The following is a 12,892-nucleotide window of genomic DNA, read 5'->3' as shown; positions in this document are numbered from 1 at the left end:
TTGGGTTTGAATTGAAAATACAGATGTTTATGGTTCAAAAAAGATTAAAAGACATATTTATTGCAGCATGTTTCCTTTTTATCACGATTCATGCGACGAATGCACAAATGGCAACCAAGGCCTCACCCTATTTTATAAATGGTGAATCCCAAGTGATTGAGGCCTTTTCGGACCCAAGTAAATGGATTCGCCATGATCTTTGGGTGGAGTCGAGTTTTGACTCTGATGGTGATGGCCAACTGGACCGAATGCATGTTGGAATTACACGCCCAGAACAAACAGAAACGGAAGGGTTAAAATTGCCGGTAATCTATGAATCGAGTCCGTATTATGCCGGAACCGCTGCTTTGGACAAAGATATTTTTTGGAATGTGCAGCATGAAATCGGTGAACCCGGAACACCTAGAAAACACCCAAACGTAACGCGTATCGGGGAACGACCCATTATTTCCAATTCCCAAACAAGAACGTGGGTGCCAAGAGGATTTATTGTGGTTCACTCCTCCTCTCCCGGTACAGGCCTTTCCGATGGTGCCCCAACCGTTGGTGGCAACAACGAATCCTTGGCTCCCAAAGCCGTTATCGATTGGCTATGTGGGAGAGCAAAAGGCTACACCGAACGTAATGGCCAAATAGAAGTCAAAGCTTACTGGTCCACTGGAAAAGTGGGTATGACGGGCACCTCATACAATGGTACCATACCACTTGCTGCCGCAACAACCGGCGTAGAAGGTCTGGAAGCAATAATACCCATCGCCCCGAATACGTCCTATTACCATTATTACCGTTCCAATGGGCTTGTGCGTTCTCCAGGAGGGTATTTAGGTGAGGATATCGATGTACTTTACGATTTCATCCATAGTGGTGCTGAATCAAAAAGAGAAAGAAACAACAGAGTAGTCCGGGATACGGAGATGAAAAATGGACAAGATCGTATTACAGGTGATTACAATGACTTCTGGGCGGGAAGGGATTATTTGAACCATATGACTCCAATGAAAGCAGCCCTTTTGATGTCCCATGGTTTTAATGATTGGAACGTAATGCCCGAGCACAGCTACCGTATCTATAAAAAAGCCAAAGAAATGGGATTGCCAGTGCAAATTTATTATCACCAAAGTGGGCATGGGGGACCACCTCCATTATCCATGATGAATCGCTGGTTTACGCGCTTCCTCTATGGGGTAGAAAATGGCGTGGAAAATGAGCCAAAAGCTTGGATTGTAAGGGAAAACCATAAAAAGGATAATCCTACTCCATATGCAGATTTCCCAAACCCCGAGGCAAAGGACATAAAGCTTTATCCAAGTACCGGTGCACCTTCCAAAGGAAAATTAACAAATTTTAAACCTAAGAAACAAGGTACGGAGACGTTGGTGGACAATTATTCCTTTTCAGGTGCCAGTTTGGCAAAAGCAGAAACCACAGAACACCGATTACTATATGTGACAGCACCATTAACAAAAGACGTTCACATTTCGGGAGTACCCAGAATTAAAATCAAATTGGCCAGTAGTAAACCGGTTGCCAATTTATCAGTTTGGCTGGTATCACTACCGTGGACCGACGCTTTGAACACCAAGATTACCGATAACATTATTACCCGTGGATGGGCAGACCCACAAAACCATAGCTCGTTAAGAGAAAGTGAACCTTTGGTCCCCAACAATTTTTATGAAATGGAATTTGAGTTGATGCCAGACGACCAAATTATTCCCAAAGGACAGCAAATCGGTTTGATGATTTTTTCCAGTGACAAAGAATTTACGCTTTGGCCAGAACCCGGAACCATTTTGACCGTGGATTTGGATGGCACCGAACTTACATTGCCAGTGGTAAGCGGTGAATTATAATTTTACCTCAGGCAACTGACCAAAATCATTGATAATATTAAAAATATTATGTGTATTCAATCCAGTTTAAACATCACCTTAAAACGTGACAATTTTAATTATTTAAAAATATAATTATATGGACAAACATAGTTTCACCACATTATCAGAAGCAGTAAACACCCTTACCAAAGAAGGGTATAAAGAAGATTTTGAGGCTGATGAATCTTGCATAAAGGCTTTGTATTCAAAAAAGGAATACCAACCCAAGGATTTGGTCATCAACAATTCCTATCGTTTTGAGGGAATGACCAATCCAAGTGATGAATCCATTGTATTTACAGTTGAAGCCAACGACGGAACCAAAGGCACTTTGGTTATGTCCTATGGTGCATCAACCGCGCAGAATGAAGATTTAATCCAGCAGATACCCTATAAATAATGATACTTTTTTTTGGAACAAAACCAGGCAAAAAGGAAACCAAAGCACTTACTCATGTCACTTGTCCTTACTGCAATCAAACAGGCACCTTGACGGCGGTGGAACAGCCCAACTATGCCCACTTGTTCTGGATTCCTATTTTTAACATAAACAATGTACAGTACGCTGAATGCTCGCATTGTAAAAAAGTGTATTACAAAGAGGAATTTACTCCAGAAATGGAGCAGACTTTATCCAAATAAAAAACGGTCGGGTTTACCCTGACCGTTTTTTGTTGCAAAAATTGAAATGATCAGATATCGAACCGAAGACCCAGAGATATATTGTTCTGCTTTATCTCCGCATCTTTAAAAATTGGGTTGAGATCATATTTTAAGTAAAGTAATATTCCATCAAACCCAATATATGTGCTTACGCCATAAATAAGGCTACTGGTATTATAGTCCCTCTTTAGTTTATCCTTTACATTATCGCCATCCCTATTATATTTTAATTTTTGGCGAGTTCCTAGATTAAAACCTCCATAGCCGCCAAAACCCATCCTAAATTGATTTCTTATGGAATATCGCATAGTGCGCTCTGTTTTTGTTAACCGAGAAGGCCCTACCTCAAAATGAACAGGAAATACCAAATTATCCATCCTGAATTTGGATTTATCCAAATCATACTCAAACTCTTCCAAAACAGTTTGATTTCCTTCCTGAACAAATAATTGATTCCCTTCCGGTTTCAATCCATTGAATTGAAATGAAAATCCGTAATTGAAACGCAACCAGTTGGAGTTTTTAAAAACCCTTGTTCGCCATTGCCAACCCATTTGAAAAAAACGGCTTCCCCCAATTTTGTATGATGATTCGTCCAATGATTGTCCTTCTATCACGGCATTGTTCAGCCCAACGGCGAAGACAAAATCGGAATAGGTACGTCTATCATATTTCATATCCCGTTTCCATCTTTTGGAATTGAAGTTAAATGTTGGTTTGCCATAAATCTGTAAACCTACACTTATCCCGTCATTATCAAGAGAATCTACAGCTGTTAAGACCAGTACTTCACCTTCATTGCGTTCCAACCACACAATTTTATTCTCAACGATAGCTACCCGGTTCTCAATATTTAAGGCACGTCGCTTGGCCGCTTCTTCCTTTAAGCTTTTAGCTTCCATTTCCGAGACATCACCTTTCTCCACCCGCTTGTTGATTTCCCTGACCTCAAACTTAAGGGCATCTTTTTCCTGTTCAACAATACGTTCTTTTTCAATTTTTAATGCCTCAATTTTCTTTTGATAGTCTTCTTGTCCAAAAACGATTTGTGAAATAAGAAATAAGCATACCAGTGCTGTATAAAATGTAATTGTTTTCATGACTGTTTTGATTTATAGACCTTATCTCTTCCCGCCCATTTTGGACGGGAAGTATTTAAAGGCCCGTTTTGATTGATGAATAATTTTATTGATTTCGGTCTGCAACCGCGGTACGTAATTTAAAGTATCCCGTTTTAAGAGCGTCAAAAATCTGGTCTCGGAAGGAATTGTCCAGTTCACCTTCCACTTCTGCCAAAAGCGACTTTGCATCCACTGAACCGTTAGTGAACAACTTTTCGGTCAAAATCTGTCTTTGTGCAGCGCGTAACAAGGAATCAACTTCAGCATCGGAAACATCTTGCTGGGCACTTTCCATCAGCGTTACATGTGCCACAACTTCTTCGACCTTTTGTGCAATCAACTTATCCGAGTTTAGTTTAACCTTATCTTGTAAAGGTTGTTTTATGTCTTGTTCAGCAATTGAAGAGGTGGAATTTGATGTTTTTGAACTAAATTCTTCCGTTTTTTCTGATGTAATTGGTTCTGACTTTGTCTGAACAATTTCGGTTTGCTCCTCTATTATTACATCTTGAAGCTCTTTCGCTTCGGGGTGAATCAATGTTTCTTTTTCAGTCTCGGTATCTACTATTTGTATTTGTTCAACTTCAGAATCTCCTTTTGCAAAAAAGAAAACCGACACCAGCACAATACCCGCAACACTTGCCGCTATAGCGTATGGCAACCATGTATTCCTTTTTCTTGGTGATGGCTCATTGACCCGAGATGTTATTTCATCCCAGGCACTTTTGGATGGGGCAATATTCCGCTTCTCCAACGTTTCTTTGATATGCTTTCCTAGTTTATCCATACCTTTTATTTTTTGCTCGCCGAAATTGATTTGGGCGACATCCCTTTTAAATTTAAATTCTCTTGAAGCATCCTTCTGGCTTTAAACAATTGTGATTTTGAGGTTCCTTCAGATATTTCCAACATTTCCGAAATCTCTTTATGGCCATAACCCTCGATGGTATTTAGCAAGAACACCGCTTTGTAACCTTCTGGTAATTGATCGATAAGATGTTGCACATATTCAGCATCCAAGAGACCATCATTTGATGATAAGACTTCTCCCTCCACAGCAACCGCATCGTCATCATAGACAACAAATTGTCGTTTACGCAAATACGAAATACTCTCTCTTACCATAATGGTCCGGATCCAACCTTCGAAGCTTCCTGTATTCTGAAAGGAACCCAGATGATTAAAAACCTTAACAAATCCGCTGATCATAACATCTTCTGCAAAATGGAGATCCTTTATGTATTGCCTGCAAACCCCTAACATTTTAGGTGAAAACTTATCGTAGAGCAACTTCTGGGCCTGTCGGTCGCTTTTGATTGCTTTTTTGATCAGTTGTTGTTCGTTAGTATGTAGCGTGATGATCTTCAAAAAGTTTGGTTTATAAAAGTGCTTCTATTTTAATAGACGCAATAAAGACACATATCGTTGCCTGAAAATAAAAATTTCAGGTAATTTGCTGATATTAAGTTTTTTAAAATTCTATTTTTTTCGATCAACCACGTAGTTGACCATAAAGATAAGAGCACTTTTATATTCAGAATCGGGATAATTATCCAAAATGGCCAGAGCCTCATCCTTAAACTCCAACATTTTGACAACGGCATAATCCAGACCCCCTTTTTCCTTGACGTATTCAATCACCTCCTTTACACGCTTTTTGTTCTTGTTGTGCTTTTTAATGGAGTTAATGAGCCATTTCTTCTTTTCCTTATCACTATGGTTCAAAGCATAGATTAAGGGAAGGGTCATTTTTTGTTCTTTGATATCGATTCCCGTCGGTTTTCCAATTTTATCCGCTCCATAATCAAACAAGTCATCTTTTATTTGAAAAGCCATCCCACATAGCTCACCAAACTTTCTAAAGGTTTCCACTTCCTCGGAATCTGGCCGAACGGAACAAGCTCCCATACTGCAACAAGCAGCAATCAAGGTTGCAGTTTTCTGGCGGATAATGTCGTAGTACACATCTTCCGTGATATCCAATAATCGGGCTTTTTCAATTTGCAACAATTCTCCTTCGCTCATATCCCGTACAGCGTTGGAAATAATATGCAAAAGATCATAATCTTTGTTTTCCAAAGAAACCAATAAACCTTTAGAGAAAAGAAAATCACCTACCAAAACAGCGATTTTATTCTTCCACAATGCATTGATGGAGAAAAACCCCCGGCGTTTGTTACTATCGTCCACAACATCGTCGTGCACCAAACTGGCCGTATGAATCAACTCAATTATGGAGGCTCCGGTATATGTACGTTCGTTTACTTTCCCATTTAACATTTTGGCAGTCAGGAACACGAACATAGGGCGCATTTGCTTACCCTTTCTATTAACAATATAATAGGTGATTCTATTGAACAACGCCACTTTAGAGGACATGGATTTGAGGAATTTCTCCTCAAAAAGCTGCATCTCATTTTCAATAGGTTCCCTTATCTGCGAAACGATTTTCAACGTAACAGGTGTGGTATTTGGTTTTGAATCCCTAAAAGTAGGGAAAATGAAAGAGTTGTTGGAATGAAATCGAAGTTTTAAGATGCAGTTCTAAAAGTTTCGATAATCTGCAACTAAAAAAGGTGAAGTATGAATGCATACCAATGCAGTCTACCTAATTCAACAGTTCAACTCTTATTTGCAAGCTGTCCACAAGCCGCATCAATATCCTTACCGCGAGATCTACGCACGGTCACTGTAATACCATTCCGCTCCAAGGTTTTTTGATACATTGTAACCGCATTGTTGGAGGCTTGTTGAAATTCCCCATCATCAATCGGGTTATATTCAATTATATTGACTTTGGATGGTGCAAATTTGCAGAACTTAACGAGGGCATCAACGGCTTCTTGAGTGTCGTTAATACCTTTCCAAACCACATATTCGTATGTAATCCTATTTTTGGTCTTACTATACCAATACTCGAGAGCCTCCCTTAAATCTTTCAACGGGAATTTGGCATTAAAGGGCATTATGGAGGTTCGCACCTCATCAATAGCTGAATGAAGCGAAACGGCCAAACCGAACTTAACTTCTTCATCTGCCATTTTTCTGATCATTTTGGGAACTCCAGAGGTAGATACCACAATTCGCTTGGGAGACATGCCCAATCCTTCTGATGATGTAATCTTATCAATGGCCTTCAACACATTGTTATAGTTCATCAAAGGCTCCCCCATACCCATAAAAACAATATTGCTCAATGGGCGGTCGAAATACAATCTACTTTCGTTATCAATGGCCACTACTTGATCATAAATTTCATCCGGATTTAAGTTTCGCATGCGCTTTAGACGCGAGGTTGCACAAAACCTACAATCCAAACTACATCCCACCTGACTGGAAACACATGCCGTAGTGCGGGTTTCTGTGGGAATCAAAACGGATTCAACAATCAATCCATCATGTAAACGCACTGCATTTTTGATGGTACCATCAGAACTCCGCTGCATTTGATCCACCCGAATATGATTGATCACAAAATTGTCTTCAAGCATTTTTCGGGTTTCCTTGGAGATGTTCGTCATGGCCTCAAAATCGTACGCAGATTTCTGCCACAACCATTCATATACCTGGTTACCACGAAATGCTTTGTCCCCCTGCTCCACAAAAAATTGACGGAGCTGTTCCTTGGTCAATGCGCGTATGTCCTTTTTACTGATTTCCACTACTTAAAGATACGTAAGAAAAAATCCCGCTGGCATAAAGCTAACGGGATTTCTTTTCTATTAAATTTTGACTTTAGATAATCAACATGGCATCACCGTAAGAATAAAAACGGTAACCTTCCAAAATAGCCTGCTTGTATGCTTTTTTGATTAAATCGTGACCGGCAAATGCGGAAACCATCATCATCAAAGTTGATTTTGGTAAATGGAAATTTGTAATCATGCAATTCGCTATACTAAATTCATATGGTGGAAATATGAATTTATTGGTCCAACCTTCAAACGTGTTCAACGTATGTTCAGACGAAACCGCACTTTCCAAGCCCCTCATTGCTGTTGTACCTACGGCACATACTCTTCTTTTGTTCGATTTAGCATTATTAACGATTTCTGTCGCTTTTTCATCGATCACCAACTCTTCACTGTCCATTTTGTGCTTGGACAAATCCTCTACTTCGACTGGATTAAAGGTTCCCAGACCTACATGCAAAGTTACCTCGGCAAATTCAATACCTTTTATTTCCAGACGTTTTAATAAATGTTTGGAAAAGTGCAAACCTGCAGTTGGGGCCGCAACAGCTCCTTCATGCTTGGCATAAATAGTCTGGTAACGTTCCTCATCTTCTGCCGTAACTTCTCTTTTGATGTATTTTGGCAGTGGAGTTTCACCCAATTCCCTAAGTTTCCTTCTGAAATCGGTATATGATCCATCATATAGAAAACGTAACGTTCTCCCTCTAGATGTGGTATTGTCAATTACTTCCGCCACCAAACTCTCATCTTCACCAAAATAAAGTTTGTTACCTATACGTATTTTCCTTGCCGGGTCCACCAATACATCCCAAAGGCGTTGTTCTTGGTTTAGTTCCCTTAACAAGAAAACCTCGATCCTTGCTCCCGTTTTTTCTTTATTTCCAAAAAGTCTCGCAGGAAATACCTTGGTATTGTTCAAAACCATGACATCATCCTCATCAAAGTAATCAACTATATCCTTGAACATTTTATGTTCAATTTTTCCCGTATCCCTATGAATTACCATTAATTTGGATTCGTCCCTGTGTTCCGCAGGATATTCTGCCAAAAGCTCTTTCGGCAATTCAAAATTGAAGTTCGATAATTTCATGTGGCTTTTTTTCGATTTTTTTTAAGAATGGCAAATATACGACCTCGCGATAGGGGATGTCAAGTAAATTGATGATTAAATGTGATTTACAGCTCCTTGACACCAAATCCAAGTAACCTAAGATCGTTCCAAAAGTCCGGATAGGATTTTGAAACCACCTCGGCATCATTTACTACAAAATCAGTTTTAAGAAGTAAAGGACCAAATGCCATGGCCATTCTATGATCGTTGTAGGTATCGACTTCAACTCCTGACCTAAGGCTTGATTGGGCTGTTAATGTTAAGCTTTCGGAATCAATATCAACAGTGGCACCAAACTTGCCCAACTCCACTTGCAGTGCGGCCAAACGATCAGTTTCCTTGATCGGCAAAGTATGTAGGCCAGTTAAGTGACAACCTATTCCTAAACCTAAGCAAGTTACCGCAATGGTCTGTGCAATATCCGGGGCATTGGATAAATTATAATTAAGACTGTCGGAACTAACTTCTGCCACTTTTTTAAGTAGAATGCTATTATCAAAAAACGTAGTCTCTACACCAAAATCCTTGTAAATTTCTGCTAAAACACTATCGCCCTGCAAAGAATTTTCCTTGTAGGAAGACAATCGAATCTCCGTACCTAAATCGGACATGGCCACAATACTATAAAAATAACTTGCAGAGCTCCAATCGGATTCCACGACCAAGGTAGTATCTTCCACTTCTTGCATGGGTTTTACTACAATCTTGTTTTCCTTAAAAGAAGTCTGCACCCCAATTTCATTCAAAAGCGCCAAGGTCATCTTTATGTACGGAACCGAGGTAATTTTACCGATAAGTTCCAACTCCAACCCATTTTCCAAGCTAGGGGCTATCAATAATAAAGCGGATATATATTGGCTGCTGATATTGGCCGGTAATGATACTTGGCTTTTTCTTAGTTTTTTCCCCGTTATTTTTAATGGCGGATACCCCTCTTCTTTTTCATATTGAATATTGGCCCCAAGAGATTGAAGCGCCTCAACCAATACTTTTATAGGGCGTTCCTGCATGCGTTGTGAGCCTGTAAGGGCGACCTGTTTGCCTTCTTGTGATGCAAAATAAGCCGTTAAAAAACGCATGGCAGTTCCTGCATGGTGAATATCAACTACGCTGTGTGATTGGGCCAACCCTTTTTGCATTACCTCACCATCATCAGAATTGGATAAGTTCTCAATTTTAATGTTTGAAAAGAGAGCCTGCAATAGTAAAGATCGGTTCGTTTCACTTTTGGAACCGGTAATTGCAATGGTTTTTTTAATCTTTTTATTATGAGGTACGGAAAGTTGGAGTCTCAATTCGTTGTTGTTTGGATGAATTGTCAAAACTAGAAAAAACACATCTAAAGTCTCTTTATGCGGACAACTTTATTTGAGTTTTTTGTTATTTTGATGACGGTCGTGGTCACGTTTGGTCTTCACATCCAGTTTTTTGTCAAAAGCTTCTTGTAAGTTTATTCCTGTTTGGTTCGCCAAACAAAGCACAACAAAGACCACATCGGCGAGTTCTTCGCCTAAATCCTTGGACTTATCGGATTCTTTTTCGCTCTGTTCCCCATACCGTCTTGCAATAATACGGGCTACCTCTCCAACCTCTTCGGTAAGTTGAGCCATATTGGTAAGTTCGTTAAAGTAACGGACCCCATGTTCTTTTATCCATTCATCTACTGCTTGTTGTGCATTTTCGATATTCATTATTCCTTATTTTTTGTATCCATCGTTATGGTTACTGGGCCATCGTTGAGCAGTTCCACCTTCATATCTGCACCAAAAACCCCGGTGCCCACCTTTTTCCTTGTTTTTTGCTCCAATACTTTTACAAATTCGTCATAGATTGGAGTCGCTACATCTGGCTTTGCTGCTTTAATGTAGGAGGGTCGGTTACCTTTTTTGGTCTGGGCGTGCAACGTAAATTGGCTTACCACGATTATATCGCCATTCACTTCCATAACAGACCGGTTCATTATCCCATGTTCATCATTGAAAATTCTAAGGTTCGCAGTTTTTTGAGCCAACCACTCAATATCTTCCTTTCCATCCGCTTCCTCAATTCCTAATAATACCAAAAGTCCGTTTCCAATGGATGAAATCACTTTTCCATCAACTGTAACACTTGCTTTTGAAACTCTTTGAATTACCGTTTTCATTTTCTTATTTATAAATATCCGCCCTGTAATTATCTTCATCCCCCGTTAACATTTGAACATAACTCCTGTAGCGACTTGCTGCTATTTCATCGTCCTCCAAGGCATCTTTTATTGCACACTTGGGCTCATCCAAATGTAGACAGTTATTAAACTTACACTCGGGTTTTAATGCAAAAAATTCAGGGAAATAATCACCGATCTCATACCTGTCCATATCCACAATCCCAAATCCTTTAATCCCTGGAGTATCTATTATATGAGCATTAAAGGAGAGGTCGTACATTTCTGCAAAGGTAGTAGTGTGCTGTCCTTGCATATGCTGTTCGGATATCTCTGCTGTTTTTAACTGTAAACCCGGTTCTAAGGCGTTTACCAGGGTTGATTTCCCAACTCCGGAGTGTCCCGCAAACATACTTGTTTTATCAAACATCAATTCTTTTACCTTATCCACATTCTTACCCCTTTCAGCTTCAATTGCAATGCATTGGTAACCAATTTTGGTATACAGATGCATTAAATAGTCCACCTCCAATTTTTCCTCACTACTGTAAACATCCATCTTATTAAACAGCAACACCACTGGAATGTGATAGGCTTCCGCAGTAACTAAAAATCGATCTATAAAACTGGTAAAAGTGGGAGGGTTGTTAAGTGTGACCAGCAAAAAAACTTGATCAAGATTGGAAGCAATAATATGGGTTTGTTTAGAGAGTTTGACCGATTTACGGACAATATAGTTCTTGCGCTCACCAATTTCCGTGATAACACCAACGGTTTCATCGCCGATTGTTTCCAAATCAAATTGAACATGATCTCCAACAGCCACTGGATTAGTGCTCTTGATTCCCTGCGTACGGAACTTCCCCTTAATACGGCATTCGTAAAATTCTCCTTCTGAAGATTTTACGGTATACCAACTTCCCGTTGATTTATATACAGTTCCGTTCACAATTTGTTCACTTTTTTAATACAAAGTAACAATATTCCATTCTTTTCGTCGTATAACCTTGAGAACAGTTTTAACATTAACTAACATTTAATTATGAAGAAAATCATTTTTTTCGCAGTAATAGCATTGGCAACTGCATTCAGCGCAAGCGCACAACAGTATAAAGTAATAACCAGCGTAGAATCCATTGTGCCAAATGGCCTTGGAAGATCCAGGATCATTAACGCCCTGGAGGATAAGGACTACAAGGAATTTACAAGCGTTCAAACCGAAGACGACAACACACGTAATAAGTCTAAAAGAGGTGAAATCCGTGTCAAAAATTTTGAAGAAACCAAACTATTGAATTTCTATAATGTTGGTGGAATCCGTTTTCAAAATATTGCCGCCAATGATGCCATGATCACCTCTATGATCAATGATATGGTTTCCAACGGTTGGGAATTGGCATTTGTATTAAGTGGTGTGGAAAGCGAAGGAGGAAAAGGCGATGGACAGGGTATTTTTATTACCCGGTATATCTTTAAAAAATAAAAGGGATACAAGCTAAAAGTAAAGCCCTTTGCTCTAGCTAAGGGCTTTTTTAATTCACCAATTTATATTTCTTTATTCCCTTATATAAATGTTTCCGCCCACAAATGTTTTCTTATGCACAGTTGAAGGGTTCCCATATACATAAACATTACCTCCTGCTTTTACATTGATATCCACAACTTCCGAAGCAAATACATCTGCCTCTCCCCCAGCTGAAATTTTAATATTGGTAGTGGCGGTTCTCAAATCCCTTCCTTCAAAAACACCTCCTGTATTGAGTACTACTGCTTGACTTTTCGCCAGTCCTGAGGCACGAACAACCCCACCGGTTACCGCTCTTACATCGGCATGATCAACATCCATTCCTATATGTATAACGGCTCCTTCCTGTGCACGAAGCTCAATTTTGTTTTTTTGCACCATCTCGTTACAGGTTATCCGCGCACCTTCATTACCGTCGATTACATCCAAATTGGTATAATAAACCTCGATTAGGGTATCTTCTCCTTGAAATTTTTTGTCCAATTGCATGCGAAGTTTCAAGACACCATTTTTATTGACCCATTGAATATCGTCGCCGTTCTGGCCTTTGATCATGATTTTGTTCTCTTCAGATTGAATCAAGTTAACCTCGATCAAATCAAAAACCTTGATCTCGTTGAATTCACCAACTTCAGTATCAATGATGCGCTGTGAAAACATAATCAAGGGAAGCAGTAAAAGACTTAATGTGTATATTTTTTTCATGGTGGATTGTTTTTACTTCACAAAGATGACCATCTTATTGTTTTGTTACACTTTG

General features: G+C 39.5%; 15 protein-coding genes. 4 read left to right on the top strand and 11 right to left on the bottom strand.

Going from position 1 to position 12,892, the window contains the following annotated elements:
• Window positions 1-29 precede the first annotated feature (29 nt).
• The 3 genes from MWU56_RS14185 to MWU56_RS14175 all read left to right on the top strand — a co-directional run bounded on the left by MWU56_RS14185 (window position 30) and on the right by MWU56_RS14175 (window position 2,516).
• Entirely contained in the window at window positions 30-1,853 is a 1,824-nt protein-coding gene (locus MWU56_RS14185) for a Xaa-Pro dipeptidyl-peptidase (RefSeq protein ID WP_262917834.1), read from the top strand.
• Between the two features lie 118 nt (window positions 1,854-1,971).
• Entirely contained in the window at window positions 1,972-2,274 is a 303-nt protein-coding gene (locus MWU56_RS14180; RefSeq protein ID WP_247045447.1) for a phosphoribosylpyrophosphate synthetase, read from the top strand.
• Entirely contained in the window at window positions 2,274-2,516 is a 243-nt protein-coding gene (locus MWU56_RS14175; protein ID WP_247045444.1) for a zinc-ribbon domain-containing protein, read from the top strand. The genes MWU56_RS14180 and MWU56_RS14175 overlap by 1 nt, the downstream gene beginning before the upstream one ends.
• A gap of 50 nt (window positions 2,517-2,566) precedes the next feature.
• On the opposite strand, the gene MWU56_RS14170 is transcribed toward MWU56_RS14175, so the two are convergent.
• From MWU56_RS14170 to rsgA, 10 genes are all read right to left on the bottom strand, one after another.
• Window positions 2,567-3,637, bottom strand: coding sequence for a hypothetical protein (locus MWU56_RS14170; protein ID WP_247045442.1), 1,071 nt, complete (start codon window positions 3,635-3,637; stop codon window positions 2,567-2,569).
• 85 nt (window positions 3,638-3,722) lie between these two features.
• A complete protein-coding gene (locus MWU56_RS14165; protein ID WP_247045439.1) occupies window positions 3,723-4,445 on the bottom strand; it encodes a hypothetical protein in 723 nt (240 codons plus the stop codon).
• A 5-nt stretch (window positions 4,446-4,450) separates the two neighbouring features.
• A complete protein-coding gene (locus tag MWU56_RS14160) occupies window positions 4,451-5,026 on the bottom strand; it encodes an RNA polymerase sigma factor (protein ID WP_247045437.1) in 576 nt (191 codons plus the stop codon).
• Window positions 5,027-5,137: 111 nt separating this feature from the next.
• Window positions 5,138-6,112 carry a polyprenyl synthetase family protein gene (locus tag MWU56_RS14155; RefSeq protein ID WP_247045435.1) on the bottom strand — a complete coding sequence of 325 codons (975 nt, stop codon included), beginning with the start codon at window positions 6,110-6,112 and terminating at the stop codon, window positions 5,138-5,140.
• Window positions 6,113-6,279: 167 nt separating this feature from the next.
• Window positions 6,280-7,320, bottom strand: a complete 1,041-nt coding sequence (gene rlmN, locus MWU56_RS14150; RefSeq protein ID WP_247045433.1) for a 23S rRNA (adenine(2503)-C(2))-methyltransferase RlmN — start codon at window positions 7,318-7,320, stop codon at window positions 6,280-6,282.
• A 73-nt stretch (window positions 7,321-7,393) separates the two neighbouring features.
• On the bottom strand, window positions 7,394-8,443 hold the full coding sequence (queA, locus tag MWU56_RS14145) for a tRNA preQ1(34) S-adenosylmethionine ribosyltransferase-isomerase QueA (RefSeq protein ID WP_247045431.1): 1,050 nt from the start codon (window positions 8,441-8,443) through the stop codon (window positions 7,394-7,396).
• An 86-nt stretch (window positions 8,444-8,529) separates the two neighbouring features.
• Window positions 8,530-9,759, bottom strand: a complete 1,230-nt coding sequence (locus tag MWU56_RS14140; RefSeq protein ID WP_247045430.1) for a 3-phosphoshikimate 1-carboxyvinyltransferase — start codon at window positions 9,757-9,759, stop codon at window positions 8,530-8,532.
• A 69-nt stretch (window positions 9,760-9,828) separates the two neighbouring features.
• Window positions 9,829-10,155, bottom strand: a complete 327-nt coding sequence (locus MWU56_RS14135; protein WP_247045428.1) for a nucleotide pyrophosphohydrolase — start codon at window positions 10,153-10,155, stop codon at window positions 9,829-9,831.
• The gene (gene dtd, locus MWU56_RS14130; protein ID WP_247045426.1) at window positions 10,155-10,607 is read right to left on the bottom strand and encodes a D-aminoacyl-tRNA deacylase; all 453 of its coding nucleotides are present in this window, start codon (window positions 10,605-10,607) and stop codon (window positions 10,155-10,157) included. Before dtd ends, MWU56_RS14135 begins: the two co-directional genes overlap by 1 nt.
• Before the next feature lie 4 nt (window positions 10,608-10,611).
• Window positions 10,612-11,556 (bottom strand): ribosome small subunit-dependent GTPase A, encoded by a 945-nt coding sequence (gene rsgA, locus MWU56_RS14125; protein ID WP_247045425.1) that lies wholly within the window; start codon window positions 11,554-11,556, stop codon window positions 10,612-10,614.
• Between the two features lie 93 nt (window positions 11,557-11,649).
• Between rsgA and MWU56_RS14120 the strand changes: the two genes are divergently transcribed.
• A complete protein-coding gene (locus MWU56_RS14120; protein ID WP_247045423.1) occupies window positions 11,650-12,090 on the top strand; it encodes a hypothetical protein in 441 nt (146 codons plus the stop codon).
• Between the two features lie 72 nt (window positions 12,091-12,162).
• On the opposite strand, the gene MWU56_RS14115 is transcribed toward MWU56_RS14120, so the two are convergent.
• On the bottom strand, window positions 12,163-12,837 hold the full coding sequence (locus MWU56_RS14115) for a head GIN domain-containing protein (protein WP_247045421.1): 675 nt from the start codon (window positions 12,835-12,837) through the stop codon (window positions 12,163-12,165).
• Between the last annotated feature and the right edge of the window lie 55 nt (window positions 12,838-12,892).

The sequence above is a fragment of the Allomuricauda sp. F6463D genome, assembly GCF_023015965.1.
Classification (GTDB): domain Bacteria; phylum Bacteroidota; class Bacteroidia; order Flavobacteriales; family Flavobacteriaceae; genus Flagellimonas.
This window is presented reverse-complemented; position numbering and strand designations above follow the sequence as displayed.